Below are 18,497 nucleotides of genomic sequence, written 5' to 3'. Positions count from 1 at the left end.
CGAGGGGGCGGCGCGGCCGGAGGCCGGGCGGCCGGGCTGGCCGCCCGCCTACGCCGGGTGGGCGGCGGCTGCGGCGCGGGCGGCGGCCGGCAGGGCGTCGAGGACGCGGCTGACGGCGGCGTCGTCGTGCGCGGCGGAGAGGAACCACGCCTCGAAGACCGAGGGCGGCAGGGCCACGCCGGCGTCAAGCATCGCGTGGAAGAAGGGCGGGAAGCGGAAGGCGTCCTGCGCCTGGACCTGGGCGTAGCTCCGCACCGGCGCAGCAGCGGCGGCCTCGCCGAAGAAGACGGAGAACAGGCTCCCCGCCCGCTGGACCCGGTGCGGGACACCCTCGGCGTCGAGCGCGGCACCCACCGCGTCGGCGACGACCCCGGCGGCCTCGTCCACCCGCGCGTACACCGCGTCGTCGGCGAGGCGCAGCGTGGCCAGGCCGGCCGCCGTCGCCAGCGGGTTCCCCGAGAGCGTGCCCGCCTGGTAGACCGGGCCGAGGGGGCTGAGGAGGTCCATGAGCTCGGCCCGTCCGCCGACGGCGGCGAGCGGCATCCCGCCGCCGACGACCTTGCCGAAGGTCACGAGGTCCGGCTCCCAGGCCCGCGTCCCGCCGTCGGCAGCCTGCTCGAGCCCCCACCAGCCGGAGCGGTGGACGCGGAAGCCGGTGAGCACCTCGTCGAGGATGAGCAGCGCCCCGTGGGCCTCGGTCATCTGGCGCAGCAGCCCGTTGAAGCCCGGCTCGGGCGGGACGACACCCATGTTCGCGGGCGCCGCCTCGGTGATGACCGCGGCGATCTCGTGCCCACGCGCGGCGAAGAGCTCGGTGAGGGCGGGGGCGTCGTTGTAGGGCAGCACGATGGTCTGCGCCGTCGTCGCCGCGGTCACGCCGGCGGAGCCCGGCATGGCGAAGGTCGCCACCCCGGAGCCGGCGGCGGCGAGCAGGGCGTCGACGTGCCCGTGGTAGTGCCCGGCGAACTTCACGATGAGGTCGCGACCGGTCGCCCCACGCGCGAGACGGATCGCCGTCATCGTCGCCTCGGTGCCGGTCGAGACGAAGCGCACCCGCTGCGCCGGGGACACGCGCTCGCGGATCGCCTCGGCCAGCTCCACCTCGGCCACCGTCGGCGCCCCGAAGGAGAGCCCGCGGGACGCGGCCTGCTGGACGGCGTCGACGACCTCCGGGTGGGCGTGGCCGAGCAGCCCCGGCCCCCACGACATGACGAGGTCGACGTACTCCCGCCCCGCGACGTCGGTGATGTGCGGCCCGCGCGCGGACGCGACGAAGCGCGGCACCCCGCCCACCGAGCCGTAGGCGCGCACCGGCGAGCTCACGCCGCCGGGGATCACCGCGCGCGCGGAGCTGAAGATCTCGTCCATCGGGTCGGTGGGCAGGTCGCTCATCGGTGCCTCTCGGGTGGGTGGGGTGGTCAGCGGAGCCAGCCGGCGACCTCGGTCGCCCAGTACGTGAGGGTGATGTCCGCGCCCGCACGCCGGATGCCGAGCAGGGACTCCTCGATCGCGCGGCGCCGGTCGATCCAGCCCTGCGCGGCCGCGGCCTCGATCATCGCGAGCTCCCCGGACACCTGGTAGGCGGCGACGGGCACGGGGGAGTCCGCGGCGACGTCGGACAGGACGTCGAGGTAGCTCATCGCGGGCTTGACCATGACGACGTCGGCACCCTCGGCGAGGTCGAGCGTCGCCTCCCGCAGCCCCTCGCGGCGGTTGCCCGCGTCCATCTGGTAGGTGCGGCGGTCGCCCTGGAGGGCGGAGTCGACGGCGTCGCGGAAGGGGCCGTAGAAGCTGGACGCGTACTTCGCGGAGTAGGCGAGGATCGCGACGTCGGTGTGCCCGGCGCCGTCGAGCGTGGCCCGGACGGCGGCCGTCTGGCCGTCCATCATCCCGGACAGGCCGAGCAGGTGGGCGCCGGTCTCCGCCTGCGCGAGCGCCATGTCGGCGTAGCGGGTGAGGGTGGCGTCGTTGTCGACGGTGCCGTCCGCCGTGAGGACGCCGCAGTGGCCGTGGTCGGTGAACTCGTCCAGGCACAGGTCGGACATGACGACGACGGCGTCACCCACCTCCTCGACGAGCGCGCGCAGGCCCGCGTTGAGGATGCCGTCCGGGTCCGTCGCGCAGGACCCGACCGCGTCGCGCACGGCCGGGACGCCGAAGAGCATGAGCCCGCCGACCCCCGCCTCGGCAGCCTCGACGGCCGCGCGGCGCAGGGAGTCCATCGAGTGCTGGACGACGCCCGGCATCGACGCGATCGGCGCCGGCTCGTCCAGGCCCTCCTTGACGAACATCGGCAGCACGAGGTCCGCGGCGTGCAGGCGGGTCTCGGCGACGAGCCGCCGCATCGCCGGGCTGCGGCGCAGCCGGCGCGGGCGGGCGGTGGGGAACGGGTGCGTCATGGGCGGGCTCCGGTGGTGAGGGCGCGGCCGGCCGCCTCGAGCAGGCCGGCGGTGGACTGGTGGTCGGCGACGGCGTGCACCGGCAGCCCCGCGCGCCGGGCGGCGTCGGCGGTGCTCTCCCCGATCGCGCACACGCGCACGGGGGCGGTGGTGCCGTAGAGGGCGGCGAAGGCGCTCGCCGTGCTGCCCGAGGTGAGGACGACGACGTCGACCCCTCCGCCGTCGAGCAAGTCCGCGACCGCGGGGTCGGCGACCGTCGCGGGGACGGTCCGGTAGGCGACGACGTCGCGCACGTCCCAGCCGCGCTCGCGCAGCCCGTCGACGAGCGTGGGGGCGGCGATCTCCGAGCGCGGGACGAGGACGGTGCCGCTGCCCGCGGGCCACACCGCGAGGAGCTCGGTGGCGCTCGAGCGCTCCGGCGGGACGAGGTCGGCCGCGACGCCGTGCGCGGCGAGGGCAGCGCCGGTCGCCTGGCCGACGACGGCGACGCGCGGGCCGGTGAGGAGCTGGGGGAGCGTCGTGCCGAGGGCGGTCGCGCGCTCGGCGACGGCCGCGACCGTCGTGGCGCTGGTGAGGGCGACCCAGTCGACGCTCGCGGCCGCGCGGAGGGCGGCGTCGAGCTCGTCGGTGGGCGTCACGGTCTCGTGGCGGATGAGGTCCGCGGTCACCGTCCGCGCACCGAGCTCCTCGGCCGCGCGGGCGAGGCGGTCCGCGGCGTCGGTGCGGGGGAGCAGGAGGGTGCGGCCGGCGAGGCTCATGCCGTCCGTCCGGTGGCGCTCGCGGCCCCGCGCCACGGCGATCCGGCCCGGCGGAGCACGGCGCGGGCGACGGTGGCCAGGGTCACGCGGGCCGTCCGGTGATGCTCGCGGCGCCCGCCTCGAGGAGTGCGGTCGCGACCTCGGTGCCGAGGGACTCCGCGGCCGCGAGGGAGGCGGCGGCGTCGGCCGGGAGGGCGACCTCGGCGCGGTGGCTGAGGCGGCGGCTGCCGTCGTGCTCGACGACGGTCGCGTGCAGGTGCAGCGCCCCGTCCTCGAGGTGGGCGAGCGCGCCGAGCGGCGCCGCGCAGCCGGCCTCGAGGACACGCAGGACGACGCGCTCGGCCGTGACCGCGAGGCGGGTGGCGTGGTCGTCGAGCGCGCGCAGGCCGGCGGCGAGCGGGTGGTCGGGGTCGGCGAGGTCCTCGCTGCGGCACTCGACGGCCAGCGCGCCCTGCCCCGGGGCGGGGACGACGACCTCCGCGTCGAGGGTCTCGGTGACCGCCTCGAGCCGCCCGACGCGGGCGAGCCCGGCGCGGGCGAGGACGACGGCGTCGAGGTCACCGGGCTGCACCCGCCCGAGGCGGGTCTCGACGTTGCCGCGGATGTCGATGACGACGAGGTCGGGACGCGCGGCGAGCAGCTGGGCGGCCCGGCGCGGTGAGCCGGTGCCGACCCTGGCGCCCTCGGGGAGGGTCTGCAGGGTCCAGCCCTCGCGGGCGCACAGGACGTCGCGGGAGTCGGCGCGCTCGGGCAGCGCGCCGATCGACAGGCCGGGCGTCGGCGCGGTGGGCAGGTCCTTGAGCGAGTGGACGGCGAGGTCGCACTCCCCGGCGAGCAGCGCCTCGCGCAGCGCGGCGGCGAAGACACCGGTGCCGCCGAGGCTGGCGAGGGAGGCGCGGTTGCGGTCGCCCTCGGTGCGGATCCGGACGAGCTCGACCTCCCGGCCGGTCACGGCCTCCAGCGCCTTGGCCACGGTGGTGGACTGCGTGAGCGCCAGCGTCGAGGCGCGCGTGCCGAGCCGAAGAGGAGGTGGGGTCACCCCTCAAGTGTGCACACCCCGGGGAATCGAAGTCGAGGTGACCTCCGTCGCGCAGTAACAACTCAGCGCTCGGCGAAGGGGAGGCGGCCGCGGCGAAGGGCGAGCGGCCGCGGCGAAGGGCGAGCGGCCCCAAGGGGGAAGCGGCCCCCATGGGGAGGTGGCCCCCATGGGGCAAGCGGCCCCCATGGGAGGTGGCCCCCATGGGGCAAGCGGCCCCCATGGGAGGTGGCCCCCATGGGGCAAGCGGCCCCCATGTCGTCGAGCGCTGAGTTGTTACGGGACGTCGGTAACAACTCAGCGCTCGGCGAAAGGGGCGGGACGCCTGAGTCGGCGGTCAGTCGAGGATGGGCGGGTGGACGGCTGAGAGCGGCGAGGTGTCACCGAGCAGCGATCCGTCACCGGCGGCGGGGCCCTCGAGCAGGCGGCGAGCCTCCTGCTCGGCCTGGGCGACGACGGCGGCCACGCCCGTCCCGGCCACCCACGCCCCGCACACCCCGAGCCCCGACGTCGCGTGCACCCGCTCGAGCAGCGGACGCAGGGCAGGGTCCGCGGCCGCCGACGGCGGCAGGCCGAGCGGGCGGCGGACCCGGAGGCTGTCGAGCACCTGCGCGCGGTCGAGCGGCACACCGAGCAGCGCCTGCGCATCGGCCAGGGCGACCTCGGCGTCGACGGCGTCGATCGCGGCGGGGTCGTCGCCGGCGCGCCCGTAGGACAGCCGCAGGACGTGGACGCCCTGCGGCACAGTGCTCCGCAGCCACCCCCACTTCGCGGTGGCGTGGGTGAGGGCCTTGGTCCGCACGCCCGCATCCGGGCCGACGAGCACCCCCGAGCCGAGCGGCGCGGCGTCCAGCTCCGACGCGTCGAGGACGAGCGTCACCTGGACGATCGGGTGCCCGGGGCGCAGCTCCGGCAGCTCGCCGGGCACCACGCCGGAGAGCAGCTCCACCGTCTCGGGGCCGGGGCCGGGGACGGCGAGGACGAGCCGGCGCGTGCGGACCGGGGGTGCGCCGTCGTCGGCGTGGACGAGCCACGTGCCGTCCGCCTCGCGGGTCACCGCCGTCACGCGCGTGCCCGTGCGGACCTCGGCGCTCGCGGCCAGGGCTTCGGGCAGCCGCCACATCCCGCCGACGACGCAGCCCACGGCCGGCCCGTCCGGCACCGTGGCGGCCACGGCGGCGGCCAGCGAGCCGTGGGTGACGAGCGCGGCCCGCAGCCCGGGTGCGACGGCGTCGACGGCGAGGTTCTCCGGGTCGGCGCCGTGGATGCCGCGCGCCACCGGTCGGACGAGCCGCTCGAGCAGGCCGGCGCCCATGCGGACGGTGACGAGCTCGGCGAGGGTGGTGGCGTCGCCGCCGGCAGCGGGATCGAGGGAGAGGTCGGCGGCCGCGCGGGTGGCGGCCTCCGGACCGACGACGGCGACGACGTCGTCGGCGAGCGGGTCGGCCGGGATCCCGAGGAGGGAGCGGGCGGGGGTCGTCAGCGCCCGGTCGCCCGTCCAGATGGTCGACGCCGTCGCCGGGGTCGCGTCCGCAAGACCCAGCCGCGCGACGAGGTCGGCCACCTCGGGCCGCCGCAGCGCGAAGGACTCCGCCCCGGCGTCGACGTCGATCCCGCCCACGCGCGCGTGCTGGACCAGGCCGCCCACCCGGTCGCCCGCCTCGAGGACGAGGGGGCGCAGGCCGGCGGCGGCGAGGGCGTGGGCGGCGGTGAGGCCCCCCATGCCCGCGCCGACGACGACGGCGTCACGCATCACAGGCTGTGGGCGAGCTCGACGATCCGGGTGAGCACGCCGGGGTCGGTGGTGGGCGGGACGCCGTGGCCGAGGTTGAGCACGTGGGCGGGGGCCTGGCGGCCGCGGTCGACGACGTCGCGCACGTGCGCCTCGAGGACCTCCCACGGGGCGGTGAGGAGGGCCGGGTCGATGTTGCCCTGGAGCGGCGTGGTCCCGCCGAGGCGGCGGCTCGCCTCGTCCAAAGGCAGGCGGTAGTCGACGCCGACGACGTCCGCGCCGGCGTCCTTCATCGCGCCGAGCAGCTCGCTCGTCCCGGTGCCGAAGTGGACGATCGGGACGCCCAGGTCCTTGACGTGGGACAGGGCGCGGGCGCTGTAGGGGGCGGCGTACGCGGTGTAGTCCGCCAGCGAGAGGCCGCCGGCCCAGGAGTCGAAGAGCTGGACGGCGCGGGCGCCGGCCTCGACCTGCGCGCGTAGGAAGGCGCCGGTGAGGTCCGCGGCCCACGTCATCACCCGGTCCCAGGTGGCGGGGTCGGAGTGCATGAGCCCGCGGGCGGCGAGGTGGTCGCGCGAGGGGCGGCCCTCGACGAGGTAGGCCGCGAGGGTGAAGGGGGCACCGCCGAAGCCGATGAGCGGGGTCTCGCCGAGCTCGGCGACGGTGAGGCGGACGGCCTCCTGGACGGCGCTGTGGTCCCCGGGTGCGTGGGCGGCCAGGCGCTCGGCGTCGGCGACGCTGCGCACCGGCTCGCCGATGACGGGGCCGACCCCGGAGACGATCTCGACGTCCACCCCGGCCAGCCGCAGCGGCACGACGATGTCGGAGAAGAAGATCGCCGCGTCCACGCCGTGCCGGCGCACCGGCTGGAGGGTGATCTCCGTCGCGAGCTCGGGCCTGAGGCAGGCCTCGAGCATGCCGACGCCGCGACGCACCTCGTGGTACTCGGGCAGGGAACGCCCGGCCTGGCGCATGAACCAGACGGGCAGGCGCTCGGGCCGCCGGCCGGAGTACGCGGTCAGCAGGGGGCCGCGCACTTCGTCTGATGTATTAACGTGTGGGCCTGGAGCAGTCATGAAGCCATTGTGCCTGCCTCGCCGACCAGCGGTTCCCAGGGGGAGACTCGTGACCCTTGCAGTGATCTCGGCCAACCACCGCCACGCGGGGCTGGCGCACGTCGACCGGCTCAGCGCGGCCGGAGCCGACCGGCTCCTCGCCGTCCTGGCCGACCACGCCGCGCCCGGTGCCGGGTCCCTCGACCCCGCCGCGGACTGCGGGATCGGCGGTGCCGTCGTCCTGTCCACGTGCAACCGCCTCGAGGTCTACCTCGACGCCGACGACCCGGTGGCCGCCGCCGAGCACGCCCGCCACGCCGTCGCGCGCGCGAGCGGGCTGTGCCCCTCGGAGGTGTCCGAGCACACCATCGCCCTCTCCGGCGACGCCGCCACCCGGCACCTGTTCGAGGTGGCGAGCGGGCTGGACTCCATGGTCGTCGGAGAGCGGGAGATCGTCGGGCAGGTGCGCCGGTCCCTGGACGCGGCACGCGAGGTGGGGCTGACGACGCCGCTCCTCGAGCGGACCTTCCAGCACGCGTCCCGCACCTCCCGCGAGGTGGCCGTGACGACCGACCTCGCCCGTGCCGGCGCGTCGGTCGCGTCCGTCGCGCTCGACCTCGCCGGCCGCTCGCTGGCCGGGGACCGGGCGCTGCTCGTCGGCACCGGCGCGTACGCCGGGGTGGCGCTCGCGGCGCTGCGCTCCCGCGGCGTGGAGGACGTCGCGGTGTGGTCCGCCTCCGGGCGTGCCGCGAGCTTCGCGGAGAGCCACGACGTCCTCGCCGTCACCGACCTCGCCGCGGCCCTCGCCCGGGCCGACGTCGTCGTCACCTGCCGGGGGACCGGCACGGTGGTGCTCGACGTCACCACCGTCACCGCGGCGCTGCGCTCGCGGGCGGGCATAGACGAGCTCGTCGTCGTCGACCTCGCGCTGGGCCGCGACGTGGACCCCGCGGTGGGGGAGCTGCCGGGCGTGCGGCTCGTCGACCTCGAGACGGTGCGCAACCAGCTGCCGACGACGACGGCCCTCGAGGTCGACCGTGCGCGCGAGCTCGTCGCGCGGGGCGTCGAGCGGCTGGGGGACGACCTCGCCAGCCGCGCCGTGGACGAGGCCGTCGTCGCGCTGCGCCGCCGGGTGGAGGACGCGGTGGCCGACGAGCTCTCGCGCCTGCCCGCCGGCGGTCAGGTGTCCTCCGACGACGCCGCCCGCGCGCTGCGCCGCCTCGCCGCGCGTCTGCTCCACACGCCCACGGTGCACGCCCGCACGGCCGCCCGCGACGGCCGCGCCGAGGAGCACGTGCGCGCCCTCGAGCAGGTCCTCGGCCTCACCGTCCCCGCCGTCACGGTCAACTGACCCCCGCCTGCTCGCCGCCCCTTCCGCCGACAGTCGGATCCCGCCCAGCCCGCCGGCACCGGCCCCCCCTTCCGTCGACAGCTGGATCCTGCCCCTCCTTCGCCGACAGCTGGATCCCGCCCGCCTGCCCTCGCCGCGCAGCTGCCCCTCGACGGTGGACGCCTGGCGGAGGACCATCGGAGGATGGGCAGGGACCTGCGGGACGAGATGCGCGCCCTCCTCGACGCCTGGGCGCAGGCGATCGTCGCCAACGACGCCGACCGGATCGGGGCCTTCGCCGCGGAGGACTGGGTGCTCGTCGGGACGGGCGGCATCGTCGCTCGCGAACGGTTCCTCGACCTCGTCCGCACCGGGCGGCTGACGCACGAGGAGATGGGCTTCGAGGTGCTCGACGTGCGCGACCGGGGCGACGCCGTCGTCGTCGTCGCGCACGGCACGAACTCCGGCCACTGGGAGGGCCGGCCCTTCCACGAGGACGAGTACACGACCGACGTCTTCACCCGGGACGCCGACGGCGGCTGGCGGTGCGTCGTGACGACCTTGACCCCGCGGGCAGCCGGGTAGGCGACGTCCGCCGCAGGGGTCAGTGCGGCTCGACCCTGCGGCTCCACCTGGCCCGCGCCTGCTCGTGCGCCTCCCGGAGCAGCCCGAGCACGGTCGGCAGCGTGGCCGCCCCCGGGGTGACGACGGCGACCCAGCCGAGCCCGGCGTAGACGGGATGGGGGAGGAGGACGTCGGGCTGCGCGTGGTCGGGGCCCTCGGGAACGGCGCGGGGCTCGTAGCCGAGCAGGTCGGTGAAGCGCCCGCGCCCGACGTGGACGTTGACGCGCCACCGTCCGGGAGCGTCGAGCCGGGAGGACACGTCGCCGGGGTAGTCCTTCGTCACGACCGTGGCGTAGGGCTGCCCGGGTGGGAGGACGCCGTCGGGGGCGTAGTAGAAGAAGTGGTCGCCCCACGCCAGGGGAGGGGCGTCCCCGCCGGCGGTGGGGGCCAGCTCCAGCACGCCGTCGAAGGCGCGCACCGTCGAGAGGAGGTCGTCCATACTCATGGGTCAAGTGTGAGGTTGAAGTGCTAGTGGGGAGTTGTGCCATGGACCTGGACCGTTCCGGGCTCGCTACCTCCGCCGTGGCGGCGGCGTCGGGCTACTCCTCCCAGCAGGTGCGCGACCTCGAGTCGAGCGGCGTCATCAGCCAGGCGCTGCGCTCGCCGGCGGGGTACCGGCACTTCACCCAGCGGCACGTCGTCGAGCTCGCGGCCTACCGCGACCTCGCCACGGCCGTCGGGCCGGTCGAGGCCCGCCGGGTCATGCGGGAGGTGCGGGCCGGCACGGTGAGCGAGGCCGTCGCCCTCGTCGGCGCCCTCCACGTCCGTCTCGAGCGGGAGCGTGCTGAGGCGCTCGCCGCTCGCCGCGCCCTGCGGGTCATCGAGGCGGAGGGGCGGGGCGAGGGGACCACTCCGGAGGACGCGATGACGATCCGCGAGCTCGCCAAGGCGCTCGCGGTGCGTGCCTCGACCCTCCGCTTCTGGGAGAGCTGCGGGCTGGTCGCGCCCGAGCGGGTGCCGACGCCCTCCGGCAGCGCCCGGCTCTACCCGGCCCCGGCGGTCCGCGAGGCCCGCATCACCGCGGCGCTGCGCGCTGCCGGCTACCGCGTGCCCGAGGTGCGGGAGGCGATCGAGGCGCTGCGCCGCTACCGCGAGGTCGAGCGGCCCCTCGAGGCCCTCGACGCGCGTGTCGAGTCGATCGGACGGCGGGGGCTCGCGCTGCTGCGAGCGGGTGCCGTGCTCGCCGAGGTCATCGGTGACCAGCCCCGTGCTCGCCGTCGGGAATGATGGCCCCGTGAGACTCTTCGACCGCTGGCGCTCCGCCGAGGTGCCCGCCGACGTCGGTGCCGGCTTCTGGGCGGCCGAGGCCGCCGCCATGCAGCGCGCGATCGTCACCGCCCTCGCCGGCGCCGAGCGCGCCCGCTCCGGCGCCGTGCCTGCCCGACTCGAGCTCTCCCCGGGGGCCGAGGGGCGCGTCGTCGTCGTGTGGCGCAACGTCATCGTCGGCTTCGTGCCGCCCGACCGCGCCGCCCCGCTGCGCGATCAGCTCGCAGCCGCCGGGAAGGGGACGCTCGTGGCGCCGGGCTCGGTCGTCGAGCTCGGCGGGCAGCGGCGGATGTGGGTCGGGGAGGGGGAGCCGGTCGGGGAGCCGCCCGCCGACGAGCTCGCCGCGCCGCCCACGACGATCTTCGGGATCCATCTGCCCGGCACCACGCCCCGGGAGACGACGACGGCGCGGCGCTGGGTCCTCGCCGTCGGCTCGCACTCGTGGGAGGTGCGTGAGGGCACGGACCTCGACGTCGTGCTGCTGCGCCGCCGCCTCGCCGAGGCCGCGCCGGGGTCGACGATCCACGTGCTCGTGTGGGGCGAGCCGGTGGCGATCGACCTGGGCAGTGACGCGCGTGTCACGCTGAGCGACCCGGTCACCGGTGAGGTCGAGGTCCTCCACCCGCGCTGAGCCTGGCTTCACGATCGTGTGGCATTAGAGCTCTCTGGAAACCCGAGAGCCACGCTGTGTTCTGGGCAGCCCGCCTGACCGCGGTTTCGGGCGGACCGCGGTTGGTGAGATGCCCGACGGGCGCCGTGGAGTGCTGACCGAGGCGCTGGGACGCCTCAGCGGCGGGCCTGCTGCTTGAGGAGCGCGACCACCTCGAGGAGCTCGGCGCGGTCCTGCGGCTCGGTGCCGGCGACGTCGTCGGAGGCGATGGACCCGGCGAGGACGGCGTTGTAGTAGAGCCCGTCGCCGAGCAGGACGATCGCGCGCGCGACGGCGCGGTCTCCCACCTCCTCGAGGATGAGCCGGAACCAGCCGCGGTGGACCTCGTGCAGCGTCTCGCGTGCCCGCACGTTCGCGTCCTGGGCGAGACCGGCGGCGGCGACGAGCGTGCGGTCGAGAGGGGACCCGTCGGCGACCGAGGTGTCGACGTAGTAGGCGGACGGGCCGCGGGGGTCGGCCGCCATCGCCTCCGTGTCGGCGGCGGCGAGGGCGGTGAGGCGCTCGAGGAGGCCCTCGACCAGCGCCTCCTTGCTCCGGAAGTGGTAGAGCAGCCCGCCCTTGGACACCTCCGCCCGCGCGGCGACGGCGTCGAGCGTCGTCGCCCGCGCGCCCTCGACGACGAGGAGCTCCTCGAAGGCGTCCAGGACCTTGTCTCGTGCCGACATGGGGGAGACGCTACCCACAGTGACGGTAAACCGTCCAGACGGTACAGTTCTCGACGGCGCAGTCCGCGCCCGTCACCGCCGTCACCGGAGCACCACCTTGGCCTCGACCACCTCCTCGCGACCCGTCACGCCGAGCTCGCCGGCCGCCCGCCCCTGGGCGGCGCTGGTCGTGCTCATGCTGCCCGTGCTCCTCGTCGCGGTCGACAACACCGTCCTCGCCTTCGCGGTCCCGTCGATCTCCGAGTCGCTGCGCCCCGGCGGCACCGAGCTGCTCTGGATCGTCGACGCCTACCCGCTCGTGCTCGCCGGCCTGCTCGTGCCGATGGGGAGCCTCGGGGACCGGGTGGGCCGCCGCCGGCTCCTCCTCATCGGCGCCACGGGCTTCGCCGTCGTCTCCGCCGTCGCGGCCTTCGCGCCGAGCGCCTCGCTCCTCATCGCCGCACGCGCCGCCCTCGGCTTCTTCGGCGCCATGCTCATGCCCGCGACGCTCTCGCTCATCCGCAACATCTTCACCGACCCCGTCCAGCGGCGGAAGGCGATCGCGATCTGGGCGGCCGGCTTCTCCGGCGGCGCGGCGCTCGGGCCGATCCTCGGCGGCTTCCTGCTCGAGCACTACTGGTGGGGCTCGGTCTTCCTCCTCGCCGTCCCCGTCCTCGTGCCGCTCCTCGTCCTCGGCCCGGTCCTCGTGCCCGAGTCGCGCGACCCCGAGCCCGGGCCGGTCGACCCCGTGAGCATCGCCCTCTCGCTCGGCGCCATGGTCCCGCTCGTCTACGGCATCAAGCGCATCGCGGAGGACGGGCCGACGACGACGGCGCTGCTCGCGATCGTCCTCGGGCTCGCTCTCGGCTACGGCTTCGTGCGTCGCCAGCTGCGCCGGCCCGTGCCGCTGCTCGACGTGCGTCTCTTCGCCAACCCGGTGTTCAGCGGCTCGGTCGCGGCGAACCTCCTCAGCGTCTTCTCGATGGTCGGCTTCCTCTTCTTCGTCTCCCAGCACCTCCAGCTCGTCAGCGGGCGCACGCCCATGGAGGCGGGTCTCGTCCTCGTGCCGGGACTCGTCGTCACCGTGGTCGCGGGCCTCGCCGTCGTGCGCGTCGTCCAGCACGTGCGCCCCGCACGAGTCGTCGCGGGCGGACTGCTCCTCAACGCCGTCGGCTACGGCCTGGTGCTGGTGAGCGGCTCGGCGGGCTCCGACGTCGGGCTCCTCGTCGCCTTCATGATCCTCGGCGCGGGGGTGGGGGCGGCGGAGACGATCTCCAACGACCTCATCCTCTCCAGCGTCCCCGCGGCCAAGGCCGGCGCCGCGTCGGCGGTGTCGGAGACGGCGTACGAGCTCGGCGCGGTCCTCGGCACGGCGGTGCTCGGCAGCATCCTCACCGCGGTGTACCGGACGAACGTCGTCGTCCCGGACGCAGTGACGGGCGACGACGCGCGGGCGGCGGGGGAGACCCTCGGCGGTGCGACCGAGGTGGCGAGCGGGCTGCCGGACTCCGTGGCGCAGACGCTCCTCGAGTCCGCGCGGCACGCCTTCGACTCCGGGGTGGTCATCACCTCGGCGATCGGTGTCGTCCTCATGGTCGTGGCCGCGGTCATCGCGCTGCGCGCGCTGCGCAGTGCGGAGTAGCCCGGCGGCTCCTCCGGCGACTGTGCTGGCGCGTGGGCAGTCCATCGCGGCGACGGGCCGACGTCGAACCGGTCCTCCATGCCGTCAGCCCGCAGGGTGAGGACGCCGCCGGCGACCATGTCGACGAAGCGCAGCCCGTCCCACTCGGCGGACCGCACCGGTCCCTGCCGTGGTCAGTGGCGATGTCGGTGACCTGCTCACGCTGCGGATGGCACCAGTCTGGCGCACCCGGTGCCATGCATCGGGCGGACCGGACAGGCCAGGGAATGACGTCTGCGCGGGACGTTAGATTGCTCCGCCTGGTGGAGCAATCTAACGTCTCCGGACAAGTCCCCTCCCGCCCGTCGCGTCGCGCCCGGCCGACAGCGGGGAGGGCTGCGTGCGGCCGGGGAGGAGCGGGCGGGCGTCGTGACCCTAGGTGCCCCGCGGGGTGCACATGATGATGGCGACGGCCCTCGCGTTCACGGTGCGCTCGGTTGACCGGGCGCACGTCGCGCAAGGGGTGCACGGGAGACGTCAACAATATGTTGACAACGGCATGTTGATGATGTCGACTGGCGAGCATGACCGCTGACGACCAGGCCCGAGCCGCCGTCCTCGACTCCCACCGCCGGGTGCTCGCACGGGCCGGCGGTGCGGCGCTGGCCGCCAGACCGTGGCAGCACGCCGGTCAGCCGCCCGCTGACGGTGACCTCGTGCGGCTGGCCGCGTGGAGGGCCGCGGACCCCCAGGTCGAGGAGGAGGTGGTGGCGGCGGGGCTGGGGCTGCTGGCATCGGCTCGGGCCGAGCTCGACCAGGTCGAGGCGGGGCTCCTCTTCGCAGCCCGAGGCGCCGGGATGACCTTCCAGCAGATCGCCGGCGCGCTCGGTCTGGGGTCGGGGCAGGCCGCCCAGCAGCGCCTGGCCCGGGTGCTCTCCCGCACGGAGCGGGCATGAGGCGGGTGGTTCCGCTCGAGGACGCCGAGGCGTCCAGCGGGACGAAGGCCGCGACGCTGAGCCGGCTGGCTCGCGCCGGGGTCGCCGTGCCGGGCGGCATCGTGGTGCGCGAGGCGGCGGCCGACGGGTGGGAGCCGGAGCTGCGCTCCGCGCTGAGGGAGCTGGGCGGGGACCGGTTCGCCGTGCGGTCCTCCGCCCTGGGGGAGGACGCGGCGCAGGCGTCGTTCGCGGGCCAGCTCCTCACGCGTCTCGACGTGCCCACGACGCGCGTCGCCGAGGCCGTGCGGGACGTGGCCGCCAGTGTTGCGGGCGCAGCCGCCTACACGGAGGCCACCGGGCGGAGCCTCGGCGAGGACGTCGCCGTGCTGGTCCAGCCCATGCTGAGGCCGGTGGCGGCGGGAGTGGCCTTCACCCGCCACCCGGTCACCGGTGCGCGAGCCACCGTGGTCGAGGCCGTCCGCGGGCTCGGCGAGCCGCTCGTGTCCGGCAGGGCGGCCCCGCAGCGGTGGCAGCGCGGATCCACGGGTGGCCTGGTGGCCTCGGGGACCCCCGACGTGCTCACCGAGGCGCACGCGGAGGCGGTCGTCGAGCGCGCCGAGCAGGTCGAGAAGATGCTCGGGGGAGCGCAGGACGTCGAGTGGGCGCTGGACGCCGACGGCGTCGTGTGGGTGCTGCAGGCCCGTCCCGTCACCACCGACGCGCCTGCGCTCGACGAGACCGCCGCCCGTTCCGCTCGCCCCCTGGTCTCGGGGACGGCGGCCGGCCCAGGCACGGCCACGGGGCCGCTCCGGGGGCTTGCAGGCCTGGACGACTTCGCCCGCTTCCGCGCCGGCGACGTGCTGGTCTGCCGCAGCACCGCCCCCGCCTGGGTCCCGGTACTGTCGCGCGCTGCCGCGGTGGTCACGGAGGTCGGCGGGATCCTCGCGCACGCGGCGATCGTCGCCCGTGAGCTCGGGATCCCCGCCGTCACCGACGTTCCCGCGGCGACGAGGCTGCCCGACGGCGCGCTCGTCACGGTGGACGGCACCGCCGGGACGATCACCCTCCTGGAGGAGTCATGAGCGCTACCAGCCCGCCCGACCTGCTCGCGCTGCACGCGGTGCGCGTGCTCGGATACGCGACCACCGCGAACGTCGGCTCCCGCGCCGGGCTCGAGGAGGCCGTGGCCGAGGAGCTGCTCCTGGATGCGCAGGCTGCCGGGTGGGTCACGTGGAGCCGATTCGCCGACGAGGGCGGCTGGTCGCTCACCGAGGCAGGCAAAGCCCACGGTGAGCGGCTGCTGGCGGACGAGCTGGACCGCTCGGGCGCCCGTGCCCGGGTGCAGCAGGAGCTGGACGGGTTCGGACCGCTGAACGACCTGGTGGCCGGCGCGTGCACCCGGTGGCAGCTCACCGAGCTGGGCATCGCCCGACCACCCGCCTCGCTGGAGTCCGTGCTCGCCGACCTCGTGCGCGCCGCCGTCGGCCTGGCGGGGATCGAGTCGCGGCTGACGGCGGGACTCGCCCGGTTCACCGGCTACCACGCGCGCTTCACGGACGCCGTGGACGAGGCACGCCACGAGCCGTCCTGGATCAGTGGCACCGACCGCGACTCGGCCCACCGGGTGTGGTTCGAGCTCCACGAGGACCTGCTCGCCACCCTCGGCCGACCGCGCTGAAGCACCTGCAGAACAGCTGTCCGCCCCGTGCGTCCACTGTGCGCCCCGGCCTACCGGGCGCACAGTGGCACACAGGGCGCACAGTGCGGTGGAGCTGATCAGGCGGCGGCTGCGCGGCGGCGGGCGACGAGTACCGCGCCGGCCGCAGCGAGCAGCAGCGCGAGCACGGCCGCACCGAGCACGGCGGCACCGGTGGAGGGCAGGCCGCCCGCGCCGGAACCGGAGTCCGCCACCGGCGGGACCGGGGTGGCGCTCGGCTCGGGTGACTCGCTGCCGGGCCCGTCCGTGGGGGCGGGGCCGTCCGTCGGTGCGACGGTCGGCTCCGGACTGGTCGGCTCCCCGGGCGTCACGGTCGGCTCGGGCTCGGTGGGCTCCGCCGTCGTCGGCTCCTCGGTCGGCTCCTCCCCGGGCACGTCGGCCAGCTGCATGACGAAGACGTCGCCCGCCCCGGCGTTGACCGCGCCGTCCGGCGCCCCGAAGGTGAGACCGCTCAGCCACGTGCCGTCGGTGCCGGCAGCCGCGTAGAGGTTCGCCTCGTCCCACTCGTCCGCGCCGTCACGCTCGCGCGAGCCGAGCTGCAGCGGCTCGCCGGCCACACCGTCGGCCGACACGGGCAGCGCGACGACGTCGACCCCGCCCAGCGGCTCACCCATCGCGCCGTAGGTCGTCGCGAGGACGAGCGCCCCGCCGTCGGCGGTCGCGACACCGGTGACGCCGCGGTCGTCGGTCGACGTGCCGGTCTGCAGCGTCCACGACTCCTCGCCGTCGACCGTCAGCGCCCGGACGACGATGTCGTTGTCGCCGAGCGCCGCCTCGCCGAGCACGCCCTTGGTCTGCCCGACGGCCAGCACCGCGCCGTCGGCCAGCGGCACGAGGCCGCTCACCATGTCGTTCTCCGCGGTGGCGACGGGGCTGACCCACTGCTGCTCGCCGCCGGCGTCGTACCGCGCGACCCAGCCGTCGCCGGAGCCGAGGTGCGCGGCACCGGGCAGCCCGGCGCCGCTCACGCCACCGACGACGACGTCCCCGTCGCTCGTCAGCGCGACGGCCATGGCCTTGTCCTCACCGGAGCCGCCCAGCTGGGCGCTCCACAGGAGCTCGCCGGAGGCCGAGACGCGCGCGAGCACGGCGTCCTTGTCGCCGGCGCTCGGGGTGCCGGCGAAGCTGCCGCTCGTGTACCCGGCAACGTACGCGCCGCCGTCGCCGTCGGGGGCCACCGCGTAGAAGCGGTCGGCCGCGGCCGGGTCACCGAGCTCGAGGGTCCACGTGCGCTCGCCGTCGGCGTCGACCGCCGCGACGACGGCGTCGTCCTGCGTGTCCGCCTCGCCCGTGGCGAGGGTGCCGCGCGTGTAGCCGCCCACGACCACGCCGTCGTCGGCCCCGTTGACGACCCCGTAGACGCGGTCGTTCGCGCCCGTCGCGATCGCGTGGCGCCAGGTCTCCGTGCCGTCCGCCGCGCGGCGCACGAGGAGGGTGTCCATCCCGCCGGCCGGCTCGTAGCCGTCCCACGCACCCGCGAGGTTGAGCGCGACGACGCTCCCGCCGTCGGCCGTCTCGACGACGCCGCCCGCGCGGTCGTCGGCAGCCGAGCCGAGGAGCTCGGCGTCCCAGGTCGCGGCCGGCTCGGTGCGCAGCCGCTGGCCGACGTCGACGATCGCCTCGCGGAAGGCCGGCTGCCACACGTCCCAGTCGTGCCCGCCGTCGAGGATGCGCAGCTCGGCCGTCACGCCCGGCACGCGCCGTGCGGTGTTGTAGAGCTGGGCGGACTCGAAGTCGATGTCGTGCTGCGCGTCGGCCGGGTCGGGGTTGGGCCACTCGTCGTCGCCGACGGCGACGAACAGGTGGACCGGCAGTGCGGGGTCGAGGGACTCGAGCGCCGTCGGGTAGGAGAGCTCGGTGTAGCGGTCGGCGTCGAAGAGCGCGTCGCCGACGCCGTAGGCGCCGTAGTCCCGGACCGAGGAGTCGGCCGGGGGCTGGGGCACGTACGCGGCGGGGCTGAGGACGATCCCGGCGGAGAAGTCCTCCTGGTGGGCGAGGGCCAGGCGCAGCGCGCCGGCACCACCCATGGAGTAGCCGCCGACGGCGCGGGCCTCGCGGTGCGCGACGGTGCGGTAGGTGGCGTCGACGTGCTCGACGAGGTCCTCGGCGAGGGCGGTCTCCACGGGCAGGCCCGGTCCGGAGGCGGCGTCGCCGGTGTAGAGGGAGTCGGTGTACCAGCTGCCGCGGTCGTTCCAGGGAGCGTCGGGCATGACGGCGACGACCGGCTGGAGCTCGCCGGAGGTGATGAGCTCGTCGAGGTCGGTGGCGACCCGCTGCCAGGCGGCCTGCGTGTCCCCGCGGCCGTGGAGGAGGTAGACGGTGGGGTAGCGCTCGGTGCTGTCGTCGTAGCCGGGCGGGAGGTAGACGGTGTAGTCGACCGTGCCGGCGGCGGTGCCGGTGGCCTCGGCGGACACGAGCGTCCCCTGCTCGGCGGCGAGCGCGGGGAGGGTGAGCGACGCACCGGCGACGACGGCGACGGCTGCCGTCACCGCCAGGCGCCGCGTGAGGCGGGCTGAGGTCATGAGGGGCTCCTTCGGGGGAGGGAGGGACTCGCCCCCGGGCTGGGGGTGAGTGGTCGGTGGGCCGCGGCGGCGGTGCGGCGGCGGGGTGGTGCGGGGGACGGCGGTGTCGGGACGGGGCCGGCTGTGGGCGGGAGGGGGGTGCTGGACGGCGGTCGGGCGGAATCCGGCTGTCGGCGGGAGGGGTGGTGCGC

At 76.0% G+C, this 18,497-nt stretch carries 17 protein-coding genes; 8 read left to right on the top strand and 9 right to left on the bottom strand.

Annotated features, from left to right (window positions below; translation table 11 throughout):
* Positions 1 to 48 precede the first annotated feature (48 nt).
* From hemL to hemE, 6 genes are all read right to left on the bottom strand, one after another.
* The gene (gene hemL / locus H9624_RS13605; protein ID WP_251840439.1) at positions 49 to 1,392 is read right to left on the bottom strand and encodes a glutamate-1-semialdehyde 2,1-aminomutase; all 1,344 of its coding nucleotides are present in this window, start codon (positions 1,390 to 1,392) and stop codon (positions 49 to 51) included.
* Between the two features lie 26 nt (positions 1,393 to 1,418).
* Entirely contained in the window at positions 1,419 to 2,399 is a 981-nt protein-coding gene (gene hemB / locus H9624_RS13600) for a porphobilinogen synthase (RefSeq protein ID WP_251840438.1), read from the bottom strand.
* Positions 2,396 to 3,157: a uroporphyrinogen-III synthase gene (locus H9624_RS13595; RefSeq protein ID WP_251840437.1), complete on the bottom strand. Its 762-nt coding sequence runs from the start codon at positions 3,155 to 3,157 to the stop codon at positions 2,396 to 2,398. Before H9624_RS13595 ends, hemB begins: the two co-directional genes overlap by 4 nt.
* Positions 3,158 to 3,239: 82 nt before the next feature.
* Positions 3,240 to 4,196, bottom strand: a complete 957-nt coding sequence (gene hemC, locus H9624_RS13590) for a hydroxymethylbilane synthase (RefSeq protein WP_251840436.1) — start codon at positions 4,194 to 4,196, stop codon at positions 3,240 to 3,242.
* A gap of 334 nt (positions 4,197 to 4,530) precedes the next feature.
* Positions 4,531 to 5,946 carry a protoporphyrinogen/coproporphyrinogen oxidase gene (locus H9624_RS13585; RefSeq protein WP_251840435.1) on the bottom strand — a complete coding sequence of 472 codons (1,416 nt, stop codon included), beginning with the start codon at positions 5,944 to 5,946 and terminating at the stop codon, positions 4,531 to 4,533.
* Positions 5,946 to 6,998 (bottom strand): uroporphyrinogen decarboxylase, encoded by a 1,053-nt coding sequence (hemE, locus tag H9624_RS13580; RefSeq protein WP_372435151.1) that lies wholly within the window; start codon positions 6,996 to 6,998, stop codon positions 5,946 to 5,948. The genes H9624_RS13585 and hemE overlap by 1 nt, the downstream gene beginning before the upstream one ends.
* A 49-nt stretch (positions 6,999 to 7,047) precedes the next feature.
* Between hemE and H9624_RS13575 the strand changes: the two genes are divergently transcribed.
* The gene (locus H9624_RS13575; protein ID WP_251840433.1) at positions 7,048 to 8,328 is read left to right on the top strand and encodes a glutamyl-tRNA reductase; all 1,281 of its coding nucleotides are present in this window, start codon (positions 7,048 to 7,050) and stop codon (positions 8,326 to 8,328) included.
* A 183-nt stretch (positions 8,329 to 8,511) separates the two neighbouring features.
* Positions 8,512 to 8,892, top strand: a complete 381-nt coding sequence (locus tag H9624_RS13570; RefSeq protein WP_251840432.1) for a YybH family protein — start codon at positions 8,512 to 8,514, stop codon at positions 8,890 to 8,892.
* 19 nt (positions 8,893 to 8,911) lie between these two features.
* Here H9624_RS13570 and H9624_RS13565 read toward each other — a convergent pair whose 3' ends face one another.
* Positions 8,912 to 9,370, bottom strand: a complete 459-nt coding sequence (locus H9624_RS13565; RefSeq protein WP_504740262.1) for a DUF6194 family protein — start codon at positions 9,368 to 9,370, stop codon at positions 8,912 to 8,914.
* A 47-nt stretch (positions 9,371 to 9,417) separates the two neighbouring features.
* On the opposite strand from H9624_RS13565, the gene H9624_RS13560 reads away from it, so the two are divergent.
* Positions 9,418 to 10,158 carry a MerR family transcriptional regulator gene (locus tag H9624_RS13560; RefSeq protein WP_251840430.1) on the top strand — a complete coding sequence of 247 codons (741 nt, stop codon included), beginning with the start codon at positions 9,418 to 9,420 and terminating at the stop codon, positions 10,156 to 10,158.
* Positions 10,159 to 10,165: 7 nt separating this feature from the next.
* Positions 10,166 to 10,828 (top strand): hypothetical protein, encoded by a 663-nt coding sequence (locus H9624_RS13555; RefSeq protein ID WP_251840429.1) that lies wholly within the window; start codon positions 10,166 to 10,168, stop codon positions 10,826 to 10,828.
* Positions 10,829 to 10,983: 155 nt separating this feature from the next.
* Here the strand turns inward: H9624_RS13555 and H9624_RS13550 are convergent, their stop codons facing one another.
* Complete coding sequence (locus tag H9624_RS13550) at positions 10,984 to 11,532, bottom strand: TetR/AcrR family transcriptional regulator (protein WP_251840428.1); 549 nt, start codon at positions 11,530 to 11,532, stop codon at positions 10,984 to 10,986.
* Between the two features lie 175 nt (positions 11,533 to 11,707).
* On the opposite strand from H9624_RS13550, the gene H9624_RS13545 reads away from it, so the two are divergent.
* The 4 genes from H9624_RS13545 to H9624_RS13530 all read left to right on the top strand — a co-directional run bounded on the left by H9624_RS13545 (position 11,708) and on the right by H9624_RS13530 (position 15,745).
* Positions 11,708 to 13,153, top strand: coding sequence for an MFS transporter (locus tag H9624_RS13545; RefSeq protein ID WP_372435152.1), 1,446 nt, complete (start codon positions 11,708 to 11,710; stop codon positions 13,151 to 13,153).
* 563 nt (positions 13,154 to 13,716) lie between these two features.
* A complete protein-coding gene (locus H9624_RS13540; protein WP_251840427.1) occupies positions 13,717 to 14,088 on the top strand; it encodes a hypothetical protein in 372 nt (123 codons plus the stop codon).
* A complete protein-coding gene (locus tag H9624_RS13535) occupies positions 14,085 to 15,149 on the top strand; it encodes a PEP/pyruvate-binding domain-containing protein (RefSeq protein WP_251840426.1) in 1,065 nt (354 codons plus the stop codon). Before H9624_RS13540 ends, H9624_RS13535 begins: the two co-directional genes overlap by 4 nt.
* Entirely contained in the window at positions 15,146 to 15,745 is a 600-nt protein-coding gene (locus H9624_RS13530; RefSeq protein ID WP_251840425.1) for a transcriptional regulator, read from the top strand. The genes H9624_RS13535 and H9624_RS13530 overlap by 4 nt, the downstream gene beginning before the upstream one ends.
* Positions 15,746 to 15,843: 98 nt before the next feature.
* Here the strand turns inward: H9624_RS13530 and H9624_RS13525 are convergent, their stop codons facing one another.
* On the bottom strand, positions 15,844 to 18,306 hold the full coding sequence (locus tag H9624_RS13525) for an alpha/beta hydrolase-fold protein (RefSeq protein ID WP_251840424.1): 2,463 nt from the start codon (positions 18,304 to 18,306) through the stop codon (positions 15,844 to 15,846).
* Positions 18,307 to 18,497: the final 191 nt, after the last annotated feature.

Origin of the sequence: Oceanitalea stevensii, from assembly GCF_014837105.1 — a bacterium.
In the GTDB taxonomy this organism is placed as follows: Bacteria; Actinomycetota; Actinomycetes; order Actinomycetales; family Actinomycetaceae; genus Oceanitalea; species Oceanitalea stevensii.
This window is presented reverse-complemented; position numbering and strand designations above follow the sequence as displayed.

What these genes read in the sequence shown, in the direction of transcription:
- hemL (WP_251840439.1), bottom strand. Translation starts at nt 1,392, where the DNA reads ATGAGCGACCTGCCCACCGACCCGATGGACGAGATCTTCAGCTCCGCG.
- hemB (WP_251840438.1), bottom strand. Translation starts at nt 2,399, where the DNA reads ATGACGCACCCGTTCCCCACCGCCCGCCCGCGCCGGCTGCGCCGCAGC.
- H9624_RS13595 (WP_251840437.1), bottom strand. Translation starts at nt 3,157, where the DNA reads ATGAGCCTCGCCGGCCGCACCCTCCTGCTCCCCCGCACCGACGCCGCG.
- H9624_RS13585 (WP_251840435.1), bottom strand. Translation starts at nt 5,946, where the DNA reads ATGCGTGACGCCGTCGTCGTCGGCGCGGGCATGGGGGGCCTCACCGCC.
- hemE (WP_372435151.1), bottom strand. Translation starts at nt 6,998, where the DNA reads ATGACTGCTCCAGGCCCACACGTTAATACATCAGACGAAGTGCGCGGC.
- H9624_RS13570 (WP_251840432.1), top strand. Translation starts at nt 8,512, where the DNA reads ATGGGCAGGGACCTGCGGGACGAGATGCGCGCCCTCCTCGACGCCTGG.
- H9624_RS13565 (WP_504740262.1), bottom strand. Translation starts at nt 9,370, where the DNA reads ATGGACGACCTCCTCTCGACGGTGCGCGCCTTCGACGGCGTGCTGGAG.
- H9624_RS13560 (WP_251840430.1), top strand. Translation starts at nt 9,418, where the DNA reads ATGGACCTGGACCGTTCCGGGCTCGCTACCTCCGCCGTGGCGGCGGCG.
- H9624_RS13550 (WP_251840428.1), bottom strand. Translation starts at nt 11,532, where the DNA reads ATGTCGGCACGAGACAAGGTCCTGGACGCCTTCGAGGAGCTCCTCGTC.
- H9624_RS13545 (WP_372435152.1), top strand. Translation starts at nt 11,708, where the DNA reads ATGCTGCCCGTGCTCCTCGTCGCGGTCGACAACACCGTCCTCGCCTTC.
- H9624_RS13540 (WP_251840427.1), top strand. Translation starts at nt 13,717, where the DNA reads ATGACCGCTGACGACCAGGCCCGAGCCGCCGTCCTCGACTCCCACCGC.
- H9624_RS13535 (WP_251840426.1), top strand. Translation starts at nt 14,085, where the DNA reads ATGAGGCGGGTGGTTCCGCTCGAGGACGCCGAGGCGTCCAGCGGGACG.
- H9624_RS13530 (WP_251840425.1), top strand. Translation starts at nt 15,146, where the DNA reads ATGAGCGCTACCAGCCCGCCCGACCTGCTCGCGCTGCACGCGGTGCGC.
- H9624_RS13525 (WP_251840424.1), bottom strand. Translation starts at nt 18,306, where the DNA reads ATGACCTCAGCCCGCCTCACGCGGCGCCTGGCGGTGACGGCAGCCGTC.